Annotated in this window: 22 protein-coding genes; 17 read left to right on the forward strand and 5 right to left on the reverse strand. The window is 66.4% G+C overall.

Features of this window, described 5'->3' with window-relative positions:
- Positions 1-68: 68 nt before the first annotated feature.
- The gene (locus tag AX767_RS20335; RefSeq protein WP_068633028.1) at positions 69-1,268 is read right to left on the reverse strand and encodes a cation:proton antiporter; all 1,200 of its coding nucleotides are present in this window, start codon (positions 1,266-1,268) and stop codon (positions 69-71) included.
- A 119-nt stretch (positions 1,269-1,387) separates the two neighbouring features.
- Here AX767_RS20335 and AX767_RS20340 point away from each other — a divergent pair, with 119 nt between their 5' ends.
- Complete coding sequence (locus AX767_RS20340) at positions 1,388-2,056, forward strand: glutathione S-transferase family protein (RefSeq protein WP_068633030.1); 669 nt, start codon at positions 1,388-1,390, stop codon at positions 2,054-2,056.
- Between the two features lie 224 nt (positions 2,057-2,280).
- Here the strand turns inward: AX767_RS20340 and AX767_RS20345 are convergent, their stop codons facing one another.
- The gene (locus tag AX767_RS20345) at positions 2,281-3,327 is read right to left on the reverse strand and encodes a sulfate ABC transporter substrate-binding protein (RefSeq protein ID WP_068633957.1); all 1,047 of its coding nucleotides are present in this window, start codon (positions 3,325-3,327) and stop codon (positions 2,281-2,283) included.
- Positions 3,328-3,463: 136 nt separating this feature from the next.
- Here AX767_RS20345 and AX767_RS20350 point away from each other — a divergent pair, with 136 nt between their 5' ends.
- The 4 genes from AX767_RS20350 to AX767_RS20365 all read left to right on the forward strand — a co-directional run bounded on the left by AX767_RS20350 (position 3,464) and on the right by AX767_RS20365 (position 8,252).
- Positions 3,464-3,733 (forward strand): oxidative damage protection protein, encoded by a 270-nt coding sequence (locus AX767_RS20350; protein WP_068633032.1) that lies wholly within the window; start codon positions 3,464-3,466, stop codon positions 3,731-3,733.
- Between the two features lie 106 nt (positions 3,734-3,839).
- Complete coding sequence (gene mnmD, locus AX767_RS20355) at positions 3,840-5,648, forward strand: tRNA (5-methylaminomethyl-2-thiouridine)(34)-methyltransferase MnmD (RefSeq protein ID WP_068633034.1); 1,809 nt, start codon at positions 3,840-3,842, stop codon at positions 5,646-5,648.
- A 20-nt stretch (positions 5,649-5,668) separates the two neighbouring features.
- The gene (locus AX767_RS20360) at positions 5,669-6,571 is read left to right on the forward strand and encodes a transglutaminase family protein (RefSeq protein WP_068633035.1); all 903 of its coding nucleotides are present in this window, start codon (positions 5,669-5,671) and stop codon (positions 6,569-6,571) included.
- A 127-nt stretch (positions 6,572-6,698) separates the two neighbouring features.
- Positions 6,699-8,252, forward strand: a complete 1,554-nt coding sequence (locus tag AX767_RS20365; RefSeq protein ID WP_068633037.1) for an alpha/beta hydrolase — start codon at positions 6,699-6,701, stop codon at positions 8,250-8,252.
- Positions 8,253-8,261: 9 nt separating this feature from the next.
- Here the strand turns inward: AX767_RS20365 and AX767_RS20370 are convergent, their stop codons facing one another.
- Complete coding sequence (locus AX767_RS20370) at positions 8,262-8,687, reverse strand: DUF4174 domain-containing protein (RefSeq protein WP_068633958.1); 426 nt, start codon at positions 8,685-8,687, stop codon at positions 8,262-8,264.
- A gap of 87 nt (positions 8,688-8,774) precedes the next feature.
- On the opposite strand from AX767_RS20370, the gene AX767_RS20375 reads away from it, so the two are divergent.
- Positions 8,775-9,515: an extensin-like domain-containing protein gene (locus tag AX767_RS20375; RefSeq protein ID WP_068633039.1), complete on the forward strand. Its 741-nt coding sequence runs from the start codon at positions 8,775-8,777 to the stop codon at positions 9,513-9,515.
- Positions 9,516-9,528: 13 nt separating this feature from the next.
- On the opposite strand, the gene AX767_RS20380 is transcribed toward AX767_RS20375, so the two are convergent.
- Together AX767_RS20380 and AX767_RS20385 are read right to left on the reverse strand one after the other, a co-directional pair.
- Positions 9,529-11,007, reverse strand: coding sequence for a sensor histidine kinase (locus tag AX767_RS20380; RefSeq protein WP_068633041.1), 1,479 nt, complete (start codon positions 11,005-11,007; stop codon positions 9,529-9,531).
- Positions 11,004-11,729: a response regulator transcription factor gene (locus AX767_RS20385; protein WP_068633048.1), complete on the reverse strand. Its 726-nt coding sequence runs from the start codon at positions 11,727-11,729 to the stop codon at positions 11,004-11,006. Before AX767_RS20385 ends, AX767_RS20380 begins: the two co-directional genes overlap by 4 nt.
- A 96-nt stretch (positions 11,730-11,825) precedes the next feature.
- Between AX767_RS20385 and AX767_RS20390 the strand changes: the two genes are divergently transcribed.
- The 11 genes from AX767_RS20390 to AX767_RS20440 all read left to right on the forward strand — a co-directional run bounded on the left by AX767_RS20390 (position 11,826) and on the right by AX767_RS20440 (position 21,365).
- Complete coding sequence (locus AX767_RS20390) at positions 11,826-12,476, forward strand: cytochrome b/b6 domain-containing protein (RefSeq protein ID WP_068633050.1); 651 nt, start codon at positions 11,826-11,828, stop codon at positions 12,474-12,476.
- Entirely contained in the window at positions 12,473-13,264 is a 792-nt protein-coding gene (locus AX767_RS20395) for a molybdopterin-dependent oxidoreductase (RefSeq protein ID WP_068633052.1), read from the forward strand. Before AX767_RS20390 ends, AX767_RS20395 begins: the two co-directional genes overlap by 4 nt.
- Before the next feature lie 87 nt (positions 13,265-13,351).
- Positions 13,352-13,633, forward strand: coding sequence for a pentapeptide MXKDX repeat protein (locus AX767_RS20400; RefSeq protein WP_068633054.1), 282 nt, complete (start codon positions 13,352-13,354; stop codon positions 13,631-13,633).
- 48 nt (positions 13,634-13,681) lie between these two features.
- Positions 13,682-14,950 carry a cytochrome c biogenesis protein DipZ gene (locus AX767_RS20405; RefSeq protein WP_068633056.1) on the forward strand — a complete coding sequence of 423 codons (1,269 nt, stop codon included), beginning with the start codon at positions 13,682-13,684 and terminating at the stop codon, positions 14,948-14,950.
- Positions 14,947-15,651, forward strand: a complete 705-nt coding sequence (gene msrA / locus AX767_RS20410; protein WP_068633058.1) for a peptide-methionine (S)-S-oxide reductase MsrA — start codon at positions 14,947-14,949, stop codon at positions 15,649-15,651. Before AX767_RS20405 ends, msrA begins: the two co-directional genes overlap by 4 nt.
- A 116-nt stretch (positions 15,652-15,767) precedes the next feature.
- Positions 15,768-16,031 carry a hypothetical protein gene (locus tag AX767_RS20415; RefSeq protein WP_068633060.1) on the forward strand — a complete coding sequence of 88 codons (264 nt, stop codon included), beginning with the start codon at positions 15,768-15,770 and terminating at the stop codon, positions 16,029-16,031.
- 232 nt (positions 16,032-16,263) lie between these two features.
- Positions 16,264-18,045: a nitrite/sulfite reductase gene (locus AX767_RS20420; RefSeq protein ID WP_068633062.1), complete on the forward strand. Its 1,782-nt coding sequence runs from the start codon at positions 16,264-16,266 to the stop codon at positions 18,043-18,045.
- Positions 18,042-18,431 carry a DUF934 domain-containing protein gene (locus AX767_RS20425; protein ID WP_068633064.1) on the forward strand — a complete coding sequence of 130 codons (390 nt, stop codon included), beginning with the start codon at positions 18,042-18,044 and terminating at the stop codon, positions 18,429-18,431. Before AX767_RS20420 ends, AX767_RS20425 begins: the two co-directional genes overlap by 4 nt.
- Positions 18,428-19,048 (forward strand): phosphoadenosine phosphosulfate reductase domain-containing protein, encoded by a 621-nt coding sequence (locus AX767_RS20430; RefSeq protein ID WP_068633066.1) that lies wholly within the window; start codon positions 18,428-18,430, stop codon positions 19,046-19,048. Before AX767_RS20425 ends, AX767_RS20430 begins: the two co-directional genes overlap by 4 nt.
- A gap of 29 nt (positions 19,049-19,077) precedes the next feature.
- Positions 19,078-20,031 (forward strand): sulfate adenylyltransferase subunit CysD, encoded by a 954-nt coding sequence (gene cysD / locus AX767_RS20435; RefSeq protein WP_068633068.1) that lies wholly within the window; start codon positions 19,078-19,080, stop codon positions 20,029-20,031.
- Positions 20,031-21,365: a sulfate adenylyltransferase subunit 1 gene (locus AX767_RS20440; protein WP_068633070.1), complete on the forward strand. Its 1,335-nt coding sequence runs from the start codon at positions 20,031-20,033 to the stop codon at positions 21,363-21,365. The genes cysD and AX767_RS20440 overlap by 1 nt, the downstream gene beginning before the upstream one ends.
- Positions 21,366-21,370: the final 5 nt, after the last annotated feature.

Below are 21,370 nucleotides of genomic sequence, written 5' to 3' on the forward strand. Positions count from 1 at the left end.
AGTCCTCCAGCCGCCTATTGTTGCGGCTTCGGGCCGAACGCGCAGCGGCTGCAGCGTCGGCAGTGCCGCTACTTCGAGCGGAAGACGATTTCCTTCATGCGCGCGAGCTTGGGCGAAACGACCGGCACCGTCAGCATCGTGCTCGCCACGGCCATCAGCAACAAGGCGGTGAAGGCCTCGTTCGTGATGATCGCCTTGTCGAGCAGCACGTTGGAAAAGATGATCATGATGAGGGCCTTGGTCTGCAACAGCCAGCCGATGAGAGAGCCCTCGCCGGGCTGCCAGCGAAGGATCTTGCCCGCGATGTGCGTACCGATCAGCTTGCCGCTGACCGAAGCCACCAGCAGCACGGCCGCCACCACGAACACCGCGCCGCCGCCCACCTGCCAGTTGGTGCGCAGGCCGGTGCTCAAGAAGAACACCGGCATCATCACCAGCAGCACGTTGTGGCGCAGCCAGTCCATCTGCTTCTGGTCGAACCAGTCCGAATCCATGACCGCGCCCGCGATGAAGGCACCGACCATGTAGTGCAGGCCGCACCAGTCGGCACCGAGCCCGCACGCGGCGAGCCAGATCAGCCCGGCGTACCAGCGGTCTTTTTCGGGGATACGCACCATGAGCCAGCGAAACGCGGCGCTCGCGAGCGCGAAGACGACCAGGAACCCGGCCTGCTTGCCCACGCGCTCCCAGTCCATCAGGATCAGTGTGAGCACACCCCAGATCGCGATGTCGTCCACGCTCGCATAACGCAGGATGCGCTGGCCGATCGGCTGCCGCAGGATCTGGATCTTCTCCATCAGCAGGATCAGGATCGGCAAGGCCGTGACCGCGCACGCCATGCCGATGCCCAGCACGAACTGCCAGGTCAGCGCCTTGGGGCCGATCCAGCCCGGATACATCAGCATGCCGACCGCCGCGACACTGCCGAAGAGCAGCGGCACACCGAGCGCCAGGCCGGCCGTCACGCCACTTTCGTAGCGATGTTCCCAGGCCTTTTTCAGATCGAGCTCGATGCCGGCGATCCACACGAACAACATCACGGCCCACTGTGCGATCGCGTTGAGCGACTGGATCACCGGCGCGTTGAACACGAACTTGTAGTAGTCGGGAAACAGCGCGCCGAGCACGCCCGGCCCGAGCAGGATGCCCGTGATGATCTGCACCACCACCAAGGGCGCGAAGTACTCCGTGCGACCGAGCCGCCAGATGAGGTACGGCGCGGTGAAGATGATCAGCATCGCGATCAGGAATATCTCGGAGGTGCTCATGGGCGGTGAAAGATCTGAAATTGGAATCGCCGTATTTTCAGCGAGCCGAGACGCTCGACCGGCAAGCGGCTAACCTCTCCATCGCCTGCCCTCATCCGACCTGAAGCGAGTTGCTGCCCATGATCGTTCTCTACCACTGCGTCAGTGCCCGCTCGTTCCGTCCGCTATGGATGCTGGAAGAGCTCGACACCCCGTACGAGCTCAGGATGCTTCCATTTCCGCCACGGGTTCTGGATCGGTCTTACCTTGCGATCAATCCCCTGGGGACCATTCCCCTGCTCATCGACGGGTCGACGCGCATGACCGAATCCGCAGCCATCTGCCAGTACCTCTGCGCGTTGAAGACGCCCACGTCGTTCCAGATCGAAGCCGGCGAGGAGCACTTCGGCGCCTACCTCAATCACCTGCATTTCGGCGAGGCAACGCTCACGTTTCCCCAGACCCTTGTGCTCCGGTACGCGCACTTCGAGCCCGAGCATTTGAAGCAGCCGGCCGTTGCCAACGACTACGCCAAATGGTTTCTGGCCAGGTTACGAACGCTGGAGCCCCACCTCTCACAACACGCCTACCTTTGTGCCGACCGCTTCACCGCAGCCGACGTGTCCGTCGGGTACGCCCTGATGCTGGCCGACTACCTGGGGATGGCGCCTCGATTCACGCCTGCGGTCGCGGCGTACTGGGGGCGACTCAGGGAGCGCGAGGGCTTTCGCCGCGCACTGAACGCGCAGGAACAGGCCGCGCTGCTGCAGAACGTTGCGACGACCCCCTCGCCGACTTTGACGGCTTAGCGTCTTCGGCGTAGGCGGGGACCAGGCGCCACAGAAAATCACGCCCTTTGTCTCGTTCTTCGAAGGCTCCGAATGCGCGTCGCTCCCCTCCTCCAACTGGCGCTGGCGCTCGTCTGCGCCGCAGCCGTCCCAGCGGTGAACGCGCAGACCTACCCCGCCCGCCCCGTGCACATCACGGTCGCGAACACGCGGGGCAGTTCACCCGATTTTTTGGTGCAAGCGGATCACTTCTGCTTGTTGGTGTAGATCTGGTCGAAGGTGCCGCCATCGGCGAAATGCGCCTTGTCGGCCTTCGCCCAGCCGCCGAACGCCTGGTCGATGGTGACCAGCGTCAGTTTGGGGAACTGCTTGTCGTACTTGGCCTTCGCCTTGTCGCCGGTCGGGCGGTAGAAGTTGCGCCCGGCGATGTCCTGGCCTTCGTCCGAATAGAGGTACTTGAGGTATTCCTCGGCCACGGCGCGGGTGCCCTTCTTGTCGACCACCTTGTCGACCACGGCCACGCTGGGCTCGGCCAGGATGCTGATCGACGGCGCGACGATTTCGAACTTCTCGGGGCCGAATTCTTTCAGCGCGAGGGAGGCCTCGTTTTCCCAGGCCAGCAGCACGTCGCCCACGCCGCGTTGCACGAAGGTGATCGTGCTGCCGCGCGCGCCGGTGTCGAGCACCGGCACGTTCTTGAAGAGATTGCCGACGAATTCCTGCGCCTTGGCATCGCTGCCGTACTTGCGCTTGGCGAATTCCCACGCCGCGAGGTAGTTCCAGCGTGCACCGCCCGAGGTCTTCGGGTTGGGGGTGATGACCTGCACGCCCGGCTTCACCAGATCGTCCCAGTCCTTCAGGCCCTTGGGATTGCCCTTCTTCACGAGGAAGACGATGGTCGACGTGTAGGGCGCCGAGTTGTGCGGCAGGCGCTTTTGCCAGTCGGCCTTGACGAGGCCGCCGTGCGTCACCAGCGCATCGATGTCGCCGCCGAGGGCCAGCGTGGCCACGTCGGAATCGATGCCGTCGATGATCGAGCGGGCCTGCTTGCCCGAACCGCCATGCGACTGCTTCACGGTGACGTCCTGGCCGGTCTTGCCCTTCCAGTAGGCAGCAAACGCCTTGTTGTAGTCGACGTAGAGCTCGCGCGTCGGGTCGTACGACACGTTGAGCAGCGTGACCGGCGCCGCGCCCTGCGCGAAGGCCGGGAACGACGCCATGGTCGTCAGGGCCATGGCGCTGGCGATGCTGGCAGCGAGGGAAAGCTTGATAAAGTCGCGGCGAAGGCTCATGGTGTTCTGCTCAAAATGCATATCAATGAAGCCGCCGATTCTGAATTCGGCATATTGAAACTGGAACAACCGAGTTGTCAGTTCTAAATAGCGAAATCAACTAAGACACCCCCTCGACATCAAAGGCAGGCATCCAATGGCTCGTATGGTTCAGTGCGTCAAGCTCGGCAAGGAAGCCGAAGGCCTCGACTTCCCGCCCTATCCCGGCGATCTCGGCAAGCGCCTGTGGGAAAGCGTCAGCAAGGAAGCCTGGGCCGAATGGCTCAAGCAACAGACCATGCTGGTGAACGAAAACCGGCTGAACCTGGCGGATCTGCGCGCGCGGGAGTACCTGAAGCGCCAGATGGAAAAGCACTTCTTCGGCGACGGCGCCGACGCGGTGCAGGGCTACGTCCCGCCGACCTGAGCTCACCCCCAGTCTTCGCGCACTTCGTGTCGCTTCGCCAACCCCCTCGCCGGGGGCAACACCAGCAGCCCGGCAAAGCCGGTTCTGCGGTGTTCCTGGAAAAGTCATGACCGAACCCGTTTCCTGGCGTGCAGACGGCGTTCCGCAGAGCGCGCGCTTCGACGACATCTATCACACCGAAACCGGCGCGCTCGCGCAGTCGCGGCATGTGTTTCTCGGCGGCTGCGACCTGCCCGAGGCGTGGGCGAATCGGCCGCAATGGCTGATTCTCGAAACCGGATTCGGTCTCGGCCTCAGTTTCCTGACAACCTGGCAAGCCTGGCGCGATGACCCGGAGCGCCCACGGCTGCTGCATTTCGTCTCCATCGAAGCCCATCCGGTCGGGGCCGACGACCTCATGCGCGGCGCGGCGGCTTACCCCGAACTCGTGGGGCTGGCCGAAGCGCTGGCCGCGCAGTGGCACGGACTGCTGCCGGGCTTTCACCGCCTCGCCTTCGACGAAGGGCGCGTGCTGCTCACGCTGTGCGTCGGCGATGTGCAGCCCATGCTGCGCGCCCAGCGCTTCGAGGCCGACAGCATTTTTCTCGACGGCTTCAGCCCGCAGTGCAACCCCGACATGTGGTCGCCCGAAACGCTCAAGGCGGTTTCGCGCTTCGCCCGGGTCGGCACCGGCATCGCGACCTGGACCATCGCGCGCGCGGTGCGCGATGCCTTGGCGCAGAACGGTTTCAAGGTCGAAAAACGCCAGGGCCTGCCGCCCAAGCGCGATTGCCTTCGCGGCGTGTTCGCGCCCGAATGGACGGTTCGGCGGCGCGGTGCGCTGCCGGAACGTATCGACATGCCGGGCCACTGCGCGGTGATCGGCGCGGGGCTGGCCGGTGCTGCGGTGGCCGCGAGCCTGTCGCGCCGCGGCTGGCGCGTGACGGTGCTTGACGCCGCCGACCACGCGGCGGCGGGCGCTTCCGCCTTGCCGGTCGGCATGCTCGCGCCCCACGTGTCGCCGGACGACGCGCTGCTCTCGCGCCTCACGCGGGCAGGCGTGCGCGCCACCTGGACCGAACTGGCGCGGTTGCTCGAACACGGCACCGACTGGGCTGCCACCGGCGTGCTGGAGCGCCGTTCCGATGGCGATGTGCGGGTGCCCGCGGGCTGGCAGGCCGACGGCCCCAACGAATCGTTCCCGGCGGACGCGACCTCGCTCCGGCACGCGCGCGCGGCGTGGGTGCGGCCCCGCGCGCTGGTCGGCGCCTGGCTGCGCGAGCCGGGCATCGATGTGCGCCATGGCGCACAGGTGTCGCGCCTCGAACGTGCGGGCGCCGGCTGGCGGCTGGTCGACGCGGCAGGCGCAATGCTGCTCGACGCCGATCGCGTGGTCATCGCGGGCGGGATCGGCAGCGCGACCCTTGCGACCGCCCTTCCCCTGCAGCCGGTGCGGGGTCAAGTGGAATGGGGTCACGCGGCGTCCGGGCTCGCCGCGCTCCCGGCCACGCCAACAAACGGCGATGGCCACCTGATCGCGCGCGTGCCCGATACGAACGGCAGCGCGCTCTGGCTGACCGGCGCGACCTTCGACCGCGACAGCACCGATCTTGGGCCGCGCGAAGCAGACACCGGCGTGAACCGCGTTCGCCTCGCCCGGCTGCACCCCGAAGCCGCCGCAGCGCTGGCGACTGCGTTTGAAGGTGGCCGCACGCACACCTGGGTCGGCGTGCGCTGCGCCTCCGCAGATCGCCGGCCGCTGGTCGGCCCACTCGACGAAACCGCACTGCCCGGCGTCTGGGTCAGCACCGCGATGGGCTCCCGCGGGCTCACCTTCGCCGCCCTGTGTGCAGAACTGCTCGCGGCGCACTGGCACGGCGAACCACTGCCGTTGCCAACCACACTTTCGCGATCTTTGGACACACGCCGGCTTTGACAACGCGGGGAGAATGCCGGATGGCCATCCGCTACGACATCAAACACACCACGATTTATCGGTACAACGCGCCCGTCACGTTCGGCTTGCACCGCGTGATGTTCCGGCCGCGCGACAGCCACGACCTGCGGGTGCTGGCCACCGATCTCAAGGTCAGCCCCAACGCGAACATCCGCCTGATCCAGGATCCGCACTCCAATTCGGTCGCGCTGGTGCAGCCGATGGGCGAGGCGACGGAGTTGAAATTCGTCTGCTCCTTCACCATCGAACAGGTGCCGTCGCGCCTGGACGAGCTCGCGCTGCATCCCGCCGCGGAATTTCTCCCCTTCGCCTATTCGGTGCCCGACCGGCTCGACCTCGAGCACTACCTGCGTCCGCACCACGACGATCCGCAGGGCGAGCTGATCCGCTGGGCGCACCAGTTTTTGCAGACCGATTCGCCGAACAGCACGCGCGATGTGCTGGCCCGCATGAACGCGCACATCGGCAAGAGCCTGACCTACACCGCGCGCGACGAAGAAGGCACCCAGACGCCGCTGGAAACGCTGCAACTCGGCAGCGGCAGTTGCCGCGACTACGCGCTGCTCATGATGGAAGCCGCGCGTCGCCTCGGCGTGGCGACGCGCTTCGTGTCGGGCTACCTGTACGACGCGGCGCTCGACGCGCCCGCCAGCGGCGCCCCGGTCGACAGCGGCGTCACCGGCGCCGGCTCGACGCACGCCTGGATGCACGCCTACCTGCCGGGTGCCGGCTGGGTCGCCTATGACCCAACCAACAACCTGATGAGCAGCAGCCAGCTCATCCGCGTCGGCGTGGCGCGCGACCCGGCACTCGCCGCCCCGATCTCCGGCAGCTGGTTCGGTGACGCCGACGCCTACGAAGGCATGACCGCCACCGTGCAGGTTCGGCGCGTTTCATCCTGAGAAGCGGCAGCGCGTAGGACGGCGCGCCTTCCATTGCTCCATCAGGGAAAGCACCGAAACAAAGGTATTCACGTCCCCCTAGTCTCTGTCCGCCGCGAGGCAATCCTAAAAATAACGGAGACAAGACATGGACAAAAGACACCTGCCTCTTCTGGTGGCCGCGACGCTTTCCCTGGCCGCTTGCGGCGGAGGCGGCAACAACAACGGCGCGTTCTTTCCGATCGCCGCGGCACCCGCTCCCGCACCGACGCCAGCGCCCGCACCACCACCCGCCCCGGCACCTGCACCCGCGCCTGAAGAAACCCGCATCCAGGACACCCGGACGTTTACACCGTCGGCGGCCGACGCCTCGGCGACCACCTTCGCCGCGCTGAAGACCGACGCCAGCGACACGGTCGACAACACCACCACCAGCCGCTGGTCCGGCGTGCTCGGCGGCGCGCTCTATCACGTCGAGGTGCCGGCCGACTGGAACGGCAAGCTCGTGATGTATGCGCACGGCTACCGCGGCGAAGGCAGCGTGCTGACCGTCGACGATGCCCCGGGCATGCGCCGCTACCTCATCCAGAACGGCTACGCGTGGGCGGCTTCCAGCTACAGCAAGAATTTCTACGACGTGCGCGCCGGCGTCGAAGACACCAACGCGCTGGCGCTCGAGTTCAACACGATCGCCGCCGCCAACGGCCGCACCCTGGCCGCGCCGAGCAAGGTGTACATCACGGGCGTGTCGATGGGCGGGCACATCACGGCCGCCGCCATCGAAGACGAAGCGTTTGCCACTGCGAAAAACAAGATCAAGTACAACGGCGCCGCGCCGATGTGCGGCGTGCTCGGCGACACGGAGCTGTTCGACTATTTCGCCGGCGCGCAGGTCACGGCGCAGGTGCTGGCCTCGGTGCCGAAATACCCGTTCGCCAACTTCGGCGACATCTCGGGGCTGGTGACCAGTGCGCTCTTCACGGGCTACCCTTCGAATCCGCTGGTGCCCACCACGCCGACGGGCGTCAAGTTCCAGAGCGTCGTGAAGAACCTGACCGGCGGGGAACGCCCCATCGCCGGGCAGGGCTACCTGTACGGCGGCACCATCCCGGTCGTGTTCAGCGTGTTCGGAAGCGACGGCACCGTGAACGGCATCCTGAACAAGAGCGTGGTCGACACCAACCGCTTCAGTTATCTGGTTGATGGCGACGCCAGCACCACGACGACGCTGAATACGACGTCGCTCAAAATCACGGCGGCGGCCGATGCGAACCGCCTGCGCACCGATGGATTGCGCTGGATTCCGAAGACCAACGGCGAGTTCAAGATCCCGGTGGTCACGCTCCACACGCTGGGCGATTACTACGTGCCGTTCAGCATGGAACAGATCTACCAGAAGCGTGTTGCGGCCAAGGGCAACACCGACTGGCTGGTGCAACGCGCCGTGCGCGGTGCGTCGCATTGCGACTTCACGGCCGCGGAGCAGTCGGAGACCCTGGATGCGATGCTGAAATGGGAACAAGGCGGGGCCAAGCCCGGCGGCGATGACGTGGTGACGCCAGCCACCGTGGCCGCTGCCAGTTACGGCTGCACCTACACCCGGAACACGATCGGCCCGGATGACCAACCGCTTCCGGACGGCACCGTCGCCAAATTGCGTTATTTGATCGAGCAAACCACAGCTCCCTGCCCAACTCCGTGACCCTCAGCCTCAGCGCTGCCGCATCGGCATCCGATCGATTTCCGCGAACACCGCCGCGAGATCGACCGACGGCCCTTCAGTCATCTTGACGCCGCCGTCCTTGCCGACCAGCAGAAAGGTCGGCGGGCCGGCGCCGTCGAGCTTGAGGGCCGCCAGCAACGCGCGCGTTTGCGCAGGCCGCAGTGGCACCGCGTTGCGGCGACCATCGCCCGCGGCCACCGTGTAGAGCACCATCTCGCGGTCGATGAACGCCTCGCGCGTGGCGGTTTGCTTCAGGGCGGCGTCGATCCTGCGCAGCAGCGGATCGTCCTGCGCCGGCACGACCACCACGATCGGCCGCGTCTTCCAGCGCTCGGCCACCAGCGGATTGACATCGGCTGCCGCCGGCAGCGCAGCCAGGCCCAGGGCTGCCGCGATCAGGAGTGCGTGGTTCATGCGGTCGATGATCGTCCGAACCTCCGACCCCCGCGTCGGTCGAATGCCGACGACATCGCCGGACACACGCGTCAAAGCTCGCTTCTCATGAAATTCACTCTCGCACGCGGCATCGGGTGGAGCCTGGCCCTTGCCGCCGCTGCACTCGCCTTCGGGCTCTACAGCGGCGCCATCGTGGTGCCCGCGCGCTACGACCCGTGGGCGCCGCTCGACGTGACCGCGCCGCCCGATGCGCTCACCGGCTTCAAGCTGTCTCGCGCCCAAACAGACCCGGCCCGTTGCAAGGCAGCCCTTGCGCAAACCGGCATGCAATACGACGCGGTGCCGGACCGAACGACCGGCCCCGGATGCGGCTTCGACAACGCAGTTCGGCTGCGCCAGGCCGGCGTGCGATTCGGGGCGCCGCTGACCCTGAGCTGCCCGATGGCGCTCTCCTTCGCCATGTGGGAGCGACACGCCTTGCAACGGGCTGCTGCCGAGCGCTTCGGGCAGCCGGTGGCCGCCATTGAGCACCTCGGCAGCTACGCGTGCCGCAACATCAACCGCGGCGAAGGCGCAACGCCCGGCGCCTCGCGCAGCCGCCACGCCACGGCCAATGCACTCGATGTCTCCGGCCTGACGCTGCGCGATGGCCGGCGCTTCTCGGTGCAGAAGAACTGGGCTGCCGCCAACGAAAACAGCGCCGCGCCCGATGAGGGCGCGGCGCTGCTGCGCGATGCGCATCGCGGAGCCTGTCGCTATTTCGACGGCGTGCTCGGCCCCGACTACAACGCGGTGCACCGCGACCATTTCCATCTCGAGACGGGCGGCTTCTCGATGTGCCGCTAGCCAGCGTCGGCCTTCAGGCGCTCGCCAGCTGGAACCGGAACACCGCGCCCTTCTCGGCCTGTTGCACCAAGCGAATGTCGCTGCCGTGCAGCTGCAGGATGCGCTGCACGATGACCAACCCGAGTCCGCCGCCCGAACCGTCGCCCCGGCCACCGCTCATGAACGCGGGCCGCGTGAACAAACCCTTGCGCAGCTCGTTCGGGATGCCCGGCCCGGTGTCGCTGATCTGCACCTGCACGCCGGCCTCGGCCGCACGCAACTGCACTTCGATGCGGCCGCCCGACGGCGTGTGGCGGATCGCGTTGTCGAGCAGGTTGGTCAGCACGCGTTCGATCATGCCGAGATCGGCGCTCACGACGGGCAGGCCGGGCGCGATGTCGGGCGTGAGTCGCTGCTGGCGCGCCTCGGCGGCCAGCTCGAATTTCTGGAACACGTCCTGCACCAGGTCGGCCAGCGCGAAGCTTTCCTTCTCGGGCCTGACCACCCCGTATTCGAGCCGCGCCAGCTCGAACAGCTCCTGCGCGAGACGGCCGACCTTGCGGCTCTGGCCGAGCGCGATGTCCAGGTAGCGCCGGCGCTCGGCCTCGTCGAGCGTGCCGGACTTGATGAGCAGCGTTTCGAGATACCCGTGCAGCGAGGTGAGCGGCGTGCGCAGGTCGTGCGAGATATTGGCGAAGAGTTCGCGGCGCTGCTGGTCCTGCAGCGTGAGTTCGCGCCACTGCTCGGTGATGCGCTGCGTCATTCGCGCGAAGGCGTCCCCGAGCAGCGCGATCTCGCCGCCGCTGCGCGCCAGGCGCTCGAAGGTCGGCGCTTCGCGCGCGAGCGCCTCGATGCCGTCGGTCTCGAATCGCCGGACCGCCGCCGTCAGTTCGCGCAACGGCCGGGTGATGAGCCAAAACGCCGACAAGCCTGCCAGCAAGCCGAGCAAGGCCACCAGCGCCATCGACCACAGCGTGGTGCGCAGCACGTTGTCGGCCGACACGTTCGCGGCCAGCGCGTCGTGCGCTTCGCCTTGCAGCACGACGTAGACGTAGCCGGCGTCCTGGCCATCGACCTGCAGCGGCGCCGCATCGAACACCTTGCGCGTGCCGGTGCCGCGCGGATCGTCGCCCACGATGGGCAAGCGCTCGCCGGCCAGCAGGCGCCGGATCGGCGCGGTGTCGACCCGTTCGCGCTTGAGGCGACCGGGCGGCGCGTCCTGCGCCACCACGCGGCCGTCGGGTGCCAGCAGGTAGACCTCGACGCTCGGGTTCACGTCCATCAGCTTGCCGAACAGCGCGCGCACCGCGTCCTGGTTGAGGCCGCCGCGCGCCATGAGCTCGGCGCTGCCAGCGATGCGCGCCGCGAGCCCGCCCGACAAGCGCTGGACCACCTCCTGCTCGTACTGCCCGCTCGATCGCATCTGCAGCCACGCCGACGCGCCGCAGCAAGCGAGCAGCAGCAAGGCGAACACGATCGACAACTTGCGCGACAGCGTGGCGCCGGCCGTCATGCGTGGCCCTCCGCCGTCGCCGGCGCGGCCAGCTTGTAGCCGCGGCCCCACACGGTGAGGATGCGTCGCGGGTCGGCCGGATCGGTCTCGACCTTGGTGCGCAAACGGTTGATGTGCGTGTTGACCGTGTGCTCGTAGCCGTCGTGCTGGTAGCCCCAGACCTGGTTGAGCAGATCGAGCCGCGAGAACACCTTGCCCGGATGGCGCGCGAAGAAATACAGCAGATCGAACTCGCGCGGCGTCAGTTCGATGGCCTTGCCACCGACGCGCACTTCACGCGCCATCGGGTCGATCTGCAGGCCGGCGAGATCGAGGCTGCCCGCGTCGAGCCGCGCGTTGCGTACCATCGCATCGGTGCGGCGCAGCAGTGCCTTGACGCGCGCGACCAGCTCTAGCACCGAAAAGGGTTTGGCGAGGTAATCGTCGGCACCGAGCTCGAGGCCCAGGATGCGGTGAACCTCGCTCGACCGCGCGCTGGTGATGATGATCGGCGTGTAGCGCGTCATGGCACGGGCGCGGCGGCAGATTTCCAGTCCGTCGATGCCCGGCAGCATGAGGTCGAGGATCAGCGCGTCCCAGCTGCCGCGCTCCAGCGCACGCATGCCGGCATGGCCGTCAGCGGCGTGCTCGACGGCATAGCCTTCGTCGCGCAAATGCATGCGCAGCAGTTCGGCGATGTGGGCGTCGTCCTCGACGATCAGTACGCGCTTGGGGGTGTCCATGCCGCGATTGTCCCGCGATACAGGCGCTGGAGTTATCACGATTCTTTGAACTTTGCGTGATGAATCCGGGAGCGGGCCGGCAGAAGAATCCGCTCCATGAACAGCGCCGCACCCTCCGCCACGACGCCCCTGCGCAGCACGCCGATTCATCCGGCATGGATGCGCACCACCCATTGGCTCAATGCGCTGGCGGTGCTGGTGCTGGTCACCAGCGGATGGCGCATCTACAACGCGGCGCCCTTCTTTCCGCTTGCGATTCCCGGCGCGATCACGCTGGGCGGCTGGCTCGGCGGCGCGCTGCAGTGGCACTTCGCGGCGATGTGGCTGCTCGGCTTCAACGGCATCGTCTACCTGGTGCTCAACGTGACGAGCGGGCGTCTCGCACGCAAGTTCTTTCCGGTGTCGCCAGGGGCCGTGTGGCACGACGCGCTCGCCGCGCTTAGGGGCACGCTGTCGCACGCCGACCCGCGCCGCTACAACAGTGTGCAGAAGCTTGCCTACCTGTTCGTGATGCTCGACCTGACGCTGCTGGTGCTGTCGGGCCTGGTGCTCTTCAAATCGGTGCAGTTTCCGTTGCTGCGCGAACTGATGGGTGGCTATGAGTCTGCGCGCCGCGTTCATTTCTTCGCGATGGTCGGCATCGTCGGTTTCGTGGCCGTCCACCTCGTGATGGTGGCGCTGGTCCCCCGCACGCTGCTGACCATGGTCCGCGGCGGCCGCGCCACCGATGCATCGGAAGCCTCATGAAAATTTTCAAAGCACCCACCGTGACGGGCATCGACGGCGACGCGGTCGTGCGCGAAGCCCGCTCGCTCATCGCGAGGCAGCTCGACCAGCCCGCGCGGCGCGCCTTCATGCAACGCACGCTCACGCTCGGCGGCCTGTCCTTGCTCACCGGCTGCAGCATCACCGACCGGCCGCAAGTCGATGCCGCGCTGACACGCATCTCGCGCCTCAACGACGAGGTGCAGGGTTGGCTGTTCGACCCGAACCGCATGGCGCCGACGTACCCGGATTCGATGATCACGCGCCCGTTCCCGTTCAATGCCTATTACGGCGAGGACGAGATCCGCGAAGTCGACGAGGCCAGCTACCGGCTGGAGGTGACTGGCATGGTCGCCGACAAGAAGAGATGGACCCTGCCCGAGCTGCGCGCCATGCCGCAGGAAGACCAGGTGACACGCCATATCTGCGTGGAAGGCTGGAGCGCCATCGGCAAGTGGGGCGGCGTGCGCTTCGCCGATTTTCTCCAGCGCATCGGCGCCGACACGACCGCGAAGTACGTCGGCTTCAAGTGCGCCGACGACTACTTCACCAGCATCGACATGCCGACCGCGCTGCATGCGCAGACGCTGCTCGCGCTGACGTACGACGGCCAGCCGCTGCCGCCGAAATACGGCTTCCCGATGAAGCTGCGCATGCCGACCAAGCTTGGCTACAAGAACCCCAAGCACATCCAGGCGATCTTCGTCACCAACACCTACACAGGCGGCTACTGGGAAGACCAGGGCTACAACTGGTTCGGAGGCAGTTGAGCCGACAAGGCCCGACTGCCGACGAAAAGCGCGAGGCCGTGTTCATCCGAACCGAGCCGATTTGAAAACCCAACTGAAGGACTTCACATGAACAAGCTCACCGCAACCCTCCTGGCCACCTGCATGGCACTCGGCACCGCGTCGGCCTTCGCCGCGGACGACATGGCGAAGGACGCCATGGCCAAGGACGGCATGAAGAAAGATTCGATGGCCAAGGACAACATGTCCAAAGACTCGATGGCCAAGGACGGCATGAAGAAAGATTCGATGGCCAAGGACAACATGTCCAAAGACTCGATGGCCAAGGACGGCATGAAGAAAGACAGCATGTCCAAGGACACCATGGGCAAGGACGCGATGAAGAAGTAAGGCGCATCGCCTGACGCCCCGCTCGCACGATTCAACCGGAGCCTTGAGATGACCCTCTTCATCCTGTCGTACCTGAGCGGCGCGCTCACCCTCTTCGCGCCCTGCATCCTGCCGGTGGTCCCGTTCGTCTTCGCACGGGTCGATCAGCCTTTCCTGCGCAACGGCCTGCCCATGCTTGCGGGCATGGCGGTGACGTTCGCCGGGGTGGCGAGCCTGGCCGCCGTCGGCGGGGCGTGGGCAATGCAAGCCAACGAATACGGGCGGATCGCCGCCCTGCTGGTGCTGGCGGTGCTCGGCATCACCCTGCTGCTGCCGGCCGTGAGCGCGCGGCTGCTGCAGCCGGTCGCGGCCCTGGGCGCACGCCTCGCCGAAACCGCACAGGTCCGGCAGCGCGGCGCCTCGGGATCGGTGCTGCCGTCTTTCGCGCTCGGTGTCGCAACCGGGTTGCTGTGGGCGCCCTGCGCCGGTCCCGTGCTGGGGCTGGTGCTGACCGGTGCCGCCATCGAGGGCGCCAACGTGCGCACCTCCCTCCTGTTGCTGGCTTACGCCGCCGGCGCAGCCACCTCCCTCGCACTCGCCCTTTGGGCTGGCGGCCGATTTTTCGCAGCGATGAAGAAGTCGCTCGGCGTCGGTGAATGGGTGCGCAAGGGTTTGGGCGTCGCGGTGCTGGCCGGCGTTGCCGCCGTCGCGCTCGGCCTGGACACGGGCTGGCTGGCGCAAGGCGGCTCCGCAGGCACGGCGTCGCTCGAGCAGCGCATGCTGCAACGCTTTCAGCGCCCGATGGCCGCCGCCGGCAGCGAAGCCAACGCAGGCGGCATGATGACCGTGCAGGCCCCAGCACGTCCGCTCCTGGACTTGCCGGTCGAAGGCAACATGCCTTCGATCGACGGTGCGGTGCAGTGGCTCAATTCCCCGCCATTGACGAAGGAAGCGTTGCGCGGCAAGGTCGTGCTGATCGACTTCTGGACGTACTCATGCATCAATTGCAAGAACGCATTGCCCCATGTGCGCGAGTGGGCTCGCAAATACAAGGATGATGGCTTGGTGGTGATCGGCGTGCATTCACCGGAATTTGCGTTCGAGAAGAACATCGACAACGTCAAGCGTGCGCTGGGCGAGCTGGATGTGGCGTTTCCTGTCGCGGTGGACAACAACTTCACCATCTGGCGGGCCTTCTCCAATCAGTACTGGCCGGCCCACTATTTCATCGATGCAAAGGGTCGCATCCGTTTTCACCATTTCGGTGAAGGCGAGTATCAAAAATCAGAGCAAGTGATCCGGCAACTGCTGGACGAAGCGCGAAAGGAAAAGACATGAAAGCACGGACATTGGCCGCCGCAACCGTGGCCGCTGCCACCCTGGTGTGGCACGCCGCCCCTTCTTCCGCTGAGCCGGCGCGACGCGTTCCCGCAGCGGCGGTCGACCTGCCCGCCGCGACCAGCAACAAGACCGAAACCGCCGTCTTCGCCGGCGGTTGCTTCTGGGGCGTTCAGGGCGTGTTCCAGCACGTCAAGGGCGTGAGCAATGCGGTCTCGGGCTACGCAGGCGGCGCAGCCTCCACCGCGCGCTACGACGAGGTCGGCTCGGGCCGCACCGGCCACGCAGAGGCGGTTCGCATCAGCTACGACCCCAAGCAGATCAGCTACGGCAAGCTCCTGCAGATCTATTTCTCGGTCGCGCACGACCCGACCGAACTTAATCGCCAGGGGCCGGACACCGGCACGCAATACCGCTCGACCGTGTTCCCGGAAAACGCCGAGCAGGCCCGGATCGCCAAGGCCTACATCGGCCAGCTCGACCAGGCGAAGACCTTCGGCAAATCGCTCGCGACCACGGTTGAGCCACAAAAGACGTTCTTCCCGGCCGAGGCCTACCACCAGGACTTCCTCACGCTGCACCCGAACCATGGCTACATCGTGGTCAACGATCTGCCCAAGATCGAGGACTTGAAAAAACTGTTTCCGGAGAACTACCGGGCCCAGCCCGCGCTGGTCAATGCGGGGCGCGGCAGCTCCTGAGCCGGCGAGTGTCGGATTCGAACAATAGTCAACGCACTGTGAATTAGTGCGCTTGTGGCGAGCGAAACAGATGGTTACAACGGAGGTTCCTGATTGGATCCCGAAAGGACCCCGCCGTGAACCTCGACCGTGTTGCCCTGATCGTTGACGAACCCATCCCCGGCCACTACTACTGGATCCTCCAACGGGAAGACGGCGTGCAGTGCCGCGCCGTGGCCGCCGCCGAGGGGCCTCTGCCCAGCCATGGGCTGGCCCTGATGGCTGGCACCACGGCGATGCAACACCGCATGCAAGCCCAGGTGCTCGACCGACGCGCACTCCCGCCGGTGCAGGATTACGAGCAGCCGCACATCGACTTCGCGCCGACCACGCTGCAATAAGCGGCCTGCTGCGCCAGCGCCCCGGACTGCAACGGTCCGGGCCCTGTTTCTAGAATCCCCGTTCGGCCGTTTGCGCCGACCGGCCGCTCCTTCTCCAGAATCGGCTCCCGATCGCCCCGCAACCCGCGTGGGCGCTGGTGAATATGCTTATCCGCATAAGGCGCGAACCAGAAAATCGTTTGTTTCCATATGGCGCGCTTTTACAGTTCTCCAGAAGAACCTGTCCACCACGATGTACCAATACACAGACTTCGATCGCCACTTCGTGCATCAGCGCGCGGCGCAATTTCGTGACCAGCTCGAACGCTGGCAATCCGGTCGGTTGACCGAAGACGAGTTCAAGCCGCTGCGCCTGCAGAACGGCTGGTATGTGCAGCGCTATGCGCCGATGCTGCGCGTGGCGGTGCCGTACGGCGAGCTGTCGAGCCGGCAGATTCGCGTGCTCGCGACAATTGCCCGCGACTACGACGAGCCCGAAGCCGCCGTCTACAAGACCGCGCTGCAGACGCAGGGCAAGTTGGGCACGCAAAAATTGCCGACGCACTACGCGCACTTCTCGACGCGCCAGAACGTGCAATACAACTGGATTCCGCTGGCCAAATCGGCCGACGTGATGGACCTGCTCGCCTCGGTCGACATGCACGGCATCCAGACCAGCGGCAACTGCATCCGCAACATCACGAGCGACGAGCGCGCCGGTATCGCGATCGACGAGATCGCCGACCCGCGCCCTTTTGCCGAAATCATGCGGCAGTGGAGCACGCTGCACCCCGAGTTCGCCTTCCTGCCGCGCAAGTTCAAGATCGCCATCACCGGCGCGACCGAAGACCGCGCCGCCACCGGCTGGCACGACGTGGGCCTGCATCTCGTGAAGAACGACGCGGGCGAACTCGGCTTTCGCGTGCAGGTGGGTGGCGGCATGGGCCGCACGCCGATCATCGGCAGCGTGCTGCGCGAGTTCCTGCCCTGGAACCAGATCATGAATTACCTGGAAGCCGTGGTGCGGGTCTACAACCGCTACGGCCGCCGCGACAACATCTACAAGGCGCGCATCAAGATCCTGGTGAAGGCCGAAGGCCAGCGCTACATCGACGACGTCGAGGCCGAGTACCAGCAGATCCTCACGCACGACGGCGCACCGCACACCATCACGCAAGCCGAGTACGACCGCGTGGCCGCCTCCTTCGTGCCGCCGACGCTCGCCACCCGGGTGCTGCAACGCGCCGAACAAACCGACGCGGCCCTGCGCGCCTTTGCGGCCGACGACGTGCAATTCGCACGCTGGCTCGCACGCAACGTCGCACCGCACAAGAACCCCGCGCTGCGCGCCGTCACGCTGTCGTTCAAGCGCCTGCACCAGGCGCCGGGCGACGCGGACGCCGACCAGCTCGACACCATCGCCCGCCTGGCCGATCGCTTCTCCGCCAGCGAAGCGCGCGTGACGCACGACCAGAACGTCGTCTTGCCGTGGGTGCATGCCGAAGACCTGCACGCGCTGTGGCTCGCCGCGCGCGAAGCCGGTTTCGCGAGTGCCAACGTGCACTTGCTCACTGACATGATCGCCTGCCCCGGCGGTGACTTCTGCGCGCTGGCCAATGCGCGCTCGATCCCCATCGCGGAAGCCATCACCGAGCGCTACCAGGACCTCGACGAGCTCGACGACCTCGGCGAGATCGACCTGCACATCAGCGGCTGCATCAACAGCTGCGGCCACCACCACAGCGGCCACATCGGCATCCTGGGCGTCGACAAGGACGGCAAGGAGTGGTACCAGGTCACGCTTGGCGGCTCCGACGGTTCGCTGCTCAGCGGCACGCCGCAAGCCGGCAAGGCGGTCGGCCCTTCGTTCTCTGCGGCCGAAGTGCCCGAGGTGATCGAAGCCGTGCTCGGCACCTACCGCGACACCCGCAACGCCGGCGAGACCTTCATCGACACGCTGCGCCGCGTCGGCCACGACCCGTTCAAGGCTTCGGCCAACGGGGCGCGCATCAAGGTGGAGGCCACGGCAGCATGAACAAGACGCTCCAACTCGTCGCTGCCGAAGACCACATCGACAACGGCGACCCGAAAGTGCTGCAACTGGGCAACGACGCCGATCCGCTCGCCATCGAGAACTGCCTGCAGGACGTGGAACGCATCGACCTGCACTTCCCGAAGTTCACCGACGGCCGCGCCTACAGCCAGGCATTCCTGCTGCGCCGCCGCCTCGGCTTCCAGGGCGACATCCGCGCCACCGGCGATGTGCTGATCGACCAACTGGTGCAGATGGAACGCACCGGCTTTTCGAGCGCGGTGCTGAAGGAAGGCGTCGACGCCGCCGATGCACAACGCCAGTTCGACCGTTTTCCCCGCTTCTATCAGGGCGATGCGGTGCAGACGGCGCCGCATTTCGCAGCATGAGCCTCGACCTCGCACACATCAACGCCGACCTCGGCCGCAACGCACAGGGCCTCGTCGACTGGGCCATCGGCCTGGGTCAGACGCCGATCGTCACCACCAACTTTCGCCCTTTCGAGGCAGTGATCCTGCGCATGGTGTCGCGCGCGAAACCCGACGTGCCGGTGGTGTGGATGGACAACGGCTACAACACCGAGGCCACTTACCGCTTCGCCGACGAAGTCACCCGGCTGCTGGGCCTGAACCTGCACATCTACCTGCCGCGCCGGTCGCGCGCGCACCGCGAGGCCGTCGAAGGCCCGACGCCGGCGCTGGACGATCCGCGCCACGCTGCGTTCACCGAAGAGGTCAAGCTGGAGCCGTTTGCGCGCGCGCTGCGCGAGACGGCGCCCAAGGTGTGGTTCACGGCCCTGCGCGCCACCGACACCGCCGTGCGCGCACAGATGGACCCGGTCAGCCTCAACCCCGACGGCCTCATCAAGGTCGCGCCGCTCCTGCACTGGTCGTCCAAGGACCTGCACGACTACTGCGTGGAACACGGCCTGCCGAACAACTTCGACTACGTGGACCCGACCAAGGGCGAAGACAACCGCGAGTGCGGCCTGCACATCGCGCACTGACGCGCCCGTATTCACAACAAAGCCATCCGATGAACGCCCGTACCGAACCCGACCTGCTGCTGCCCCCGATGCACTCTCCCGCGCAACTGTCCAACACCCAACTCGACGCGCTCGAGGAAGAAGCGATCTTCATCCTGCGCGAAGTCGCCGGTGCCTTCGAGCGCCCCACCCTGCTGTTCTCGGGCGGCAAGGATTCGCTGGTGCTGCTGAAGTGCGCCGAGAAGGCTTTCGGTTCCGGTCGCATTCCGTATCCGCTGCTGATGATCGACACCGGCCACAATTTCCCCGAAGTCACGGCCTTTCGCGATCACCGCGCGAAGGAACTCGGCGCCGAACTCATCGTGCGCAGCGTCGAGGATTCGATGGCGCGCGGCACCGTGCGCCTGGCGCATCCCGGCGAATCGCGCAACGCACACCAGTCGGTCACGTTGCTCGAAGCCATCGAAGAGTTCCGCTTCGACGCGCTCATCGGCGGTGCCCGGCGCGACGAGGAAAAGGCGCGCGCCAAGGAGCGCATCTTTTCGCACCGCGATTCGTTCGGCCAGTGGCAACCCAAGGACCAGCGCCCCGAACTGTGGACGCTGTTCAACACGCGCCTCGCACCGGGCGAACATTTCCGCGTGTTTCCGATCTCGAACTGGACCGAGCTCGACGTCTGGCAATACATCGAGCGCGAGAACGTCGAGCTGCCGTCGATCTACTACACGCACAAGCGCGAAGTGGTCGAACGCCGCGGCCTGCTGGTGCCGGTGACCGAACTGACGCCGCCACGCGCCGGCGAAACCGTGCAGACGCGCGACGTGCGCTTTCGCACCGTGGGCGACATCACCACCACCTGCCCGGTCCAGAGCCTCGCGGCCGATGCTGGCGACGTGGTGATCGAGACACTCACGGTCGACGTGAGCGAGCGCGGCGCGACGCGCATGGACGACATGACCTCCGAGGCTTCGATGGAGAAGCGCAAGAAAGACGGGTATTTCTGATGAGCGATGTTCTTGAACTTTCCCCCGCGGCGGTCGCCGCCGACACCGGCACCGCCCTGCGCTTCATCACCTGCGGCAGCGTCGACGACGGCAAGAGCACCCTGATCGGGCGCCTGCTGGTCGACAGCAAGACCGTGCTGCAAGACCAGCTCGCCGGCGTGCAGCGTGGCGGCGAAACCGACTTGGCCCTCTTGACCGACGGCCTTTCGGCCGAACGCGAACAGGGCATCACGATCGACGTGGCCTATCGCTACTTCTCCACCGCCAAACGCAAGTTCATCATCGGCGACGCGCCGGGCCATGAGCAGTACACGCGCAACATGGTGACGGCCGCCTCGGCCGCCGATGCCGCGGTGGTGCTGGTCGACGCGACCAAGCTGGCCTGGGCCGCCGAGGTCGAAGACGGCGAGGTCGTCAAGCGCGAACTGCTGCCGCAAACCCGCCGCCACACGCTGCTGTGCAACCTGCTGCGCGTGCAGTCGATCGTGTTCGCGGTCAACAAGCTCGATGCCATCGCCGATGCCGATCTGGCGTTTGAACGCATCTCGGCGGCGCTTACCGGCTTCGCCAAAGCGGCCGGCGTCAAGGTCGCTGCCATCGTGCCGATCTCGGCGCTCAAGGGCTGGAACGTCGCTACACCCTGCGCCCAACAAGCCGACTGGTGCGGCTACACCGGTCCGACGCTGCTCGACCTGCTCGAAGCCCTGCCCGTCACGGTGCAGGACGAGGCCGTGCCCTTCGCGTTCCCGGTGCAGTGGGTCGAAAAGTTTTCGTCTTCGGCCGACACCTCGCAAGGCCGCCGCATTTTCTGGGGCCGCGTGGCCAGCGGCCATGTCGAACCCGGCCAGCGCATCACCGTGCTGCCGAGCAACCAGACCGCCACCGTGGCACAGGTGCTGAGCCATACGCGCGCGCCGAAGTCGGTGCACGCAGGCCACAGCGCGGGCATCGTGCTGGACCGCGAACTCGACGTGTCGCGCGGCGACTGGCTGCTGGCGCCCGACGCGTTCGAGCCGACCCGCGAGATCACCGCGACCATCGCCTGGCTCGACGACGAGCCGCTCGTCGCGGGCCGCGTCTACTGGGCGCTGCAGGGCCATCGCTGGGTCAAGGCCAAGGTCGCGCGCATCGTCGATCGCGTGAACATCACGACGCTCGAATCCGAGCCAACCGCGCAACTCGAAGCGAACGCGATCGGCGATGTGGTGCTCTCGTTGCAGCAGCCGCTGGCCGTGTTGCCGTTCGCCCAATCGCGCGCGCTCGGTTCGCTCGTGCTGGTCGACACCGCCTCGCACAAGACCTCTGCAGCCGTGCTCGTACAGGCGTCCGCCTGAATCGT

It is taken from the genome of Variovorax sp. PAMC 28711 (assembly GCF_001577265.1).
In the GTDB taxonomy this organism is placed as follows: domain Bacteria; phylum Pseudomonadota; class Gammaproteobacteria; order Burkholderiales; family Burkholderiaceae_C; genus Variovorax.

Coding starts and splice junctions, on each gene's coding strand:
- AX767_RS20335 (WP_068633028.1), bottom strand. CDS start 1,268: ATGAGCACCTCCGAGATATTCCTGATCGCGATGCTGATCATCTTCACC.
- AX767_RS20340 (WP_068633030.1), top strand. CDS start 1,388: ATGATCGTTCTCTACCACTGCGTCAGTGCCCGCTCGTTCCGTCCGCTA.
- AX767_RS20345 (WP_068633957.1), bottom strand. CDS start 3,327: ATGAGCCTTCGCCGCGACTTTATCAAGCTTTCCCTCGCTGCCAGCATC.
- AX767_RS20350 (WP_068633032.1), top strand. CDS start 3,464: ATGGCTCGTATGGTTCAGTGCGTCAAGCTCGGCAAGGAAGCCGAAGGC.
- mnmD (WP_068633034.1), top strand. CDS start 3,840: ATGACCGAACCCGTTTCCTGGCGTGCAGACGGCGTTCCGCAGAGCGCG.
- AX767_RS20360 (WP_068633035.1), top strand. CDS start 5,669: ATGGCCATCCGCTACGACATCAAACACACCACGATTTATCGGTACAAC.
- AX767_RS20365 (WP_068633037.1), top strand. CDS start 6,699: ATGGACAAAAGACACCTGCCTCTTCTGGTGGCCGCGACGCTTTCCCTG.
- AX767_RS20370 (WP_068633958.1), bottom strand. CDS start 8,687: ATGAACCACGCACTCCTGATCGCGGCAGCCCTGGGCCTGGCTGCGCTG.
- AX767_RS20375 (WP_068633039.1), top strand. CDS start 8,775: ATGAAATTCACTCTCGCACGCGGCATCGGGTGGAGCCTGGCCCTTGCC.
- AX767_RS20380 (WP_068633041.1), bottom strand. CDS start 11,007: ATGACGGCCGGCGCCACGCTGTCGCGCAAGTTGTCGATCGTGTTCGCC.
- AX767_RS20385 (WP_068633048.1), bottom strand. CDS start 11,729: ATGGACACCCCCAAGCGCGTACTGATCGTCGAGGACGACGCCCACATC.
- AX767_RS20390 (WP_068633050.1), top strand. CDS start 11,826: ATGAACAGCGCCGCACCCTCCGCCACGACGCCCCTGCGCAGCACGCCG.
- AX767_RS20395 (WP_068633052.1), top strand. CDS start 12,473: ATGAAAATTTTCAAAGCACCCACCGTGACGGGCATCGACGGCGACGCG.
- AX767_RS20400 (WP_068633054.1), top strand. CDS start 13,352: ATGAACAAGCTCACCGCAACCCTCCTGGCCACCTGCATGGCACTCGGC.
- AX767_RS20405 (WP_068633056.1), top strand. CDS start 13,682: ATGACCCTCTTCATCCTGTCGTACCTGAGCGGCGCGCTCACCCTCTTC.
- msrA (WP_068633058.1), top strand. CDS start 14,947: ATGAAAGCACGGACATTGGCCGCCGCAACCGTGGCCGCTGCCACCCTG.
- AX767_RS20420 (WP_068633062.1), top strand. CDS start 16,264: ATGTACCAATACACAGACTTCGATCGCCACTTCGTGCATCAGCGCGCG.
- AX767_RS20425 (WP_068633064.1), top strand. CDS start 18,042: ATGAACAAGACGCTCCAACTCGTCGCTGCCGAAGACCACATCGACAAC.
- AX767_RS20430 (WP_068633066.1), top strand. CDS start 18,428: ATGAGCCTCGACCTCGCACACATCAACGCCGACCTCGGCCGCAACGCA.
- cysD (WP_068633068.1), top strand. CDS start 19,078: ATGAACGCCCGTACCGAACCCGACCTGCTGCTGCCCCCGATGCACTCT.
- AX767_RS20440 (WP_068633070.1), top strand. CDS start 20,031: ATGAGCGATGTTCTTGAACTTTCCCCCGCGGCGGTCGCCGCCGACACC.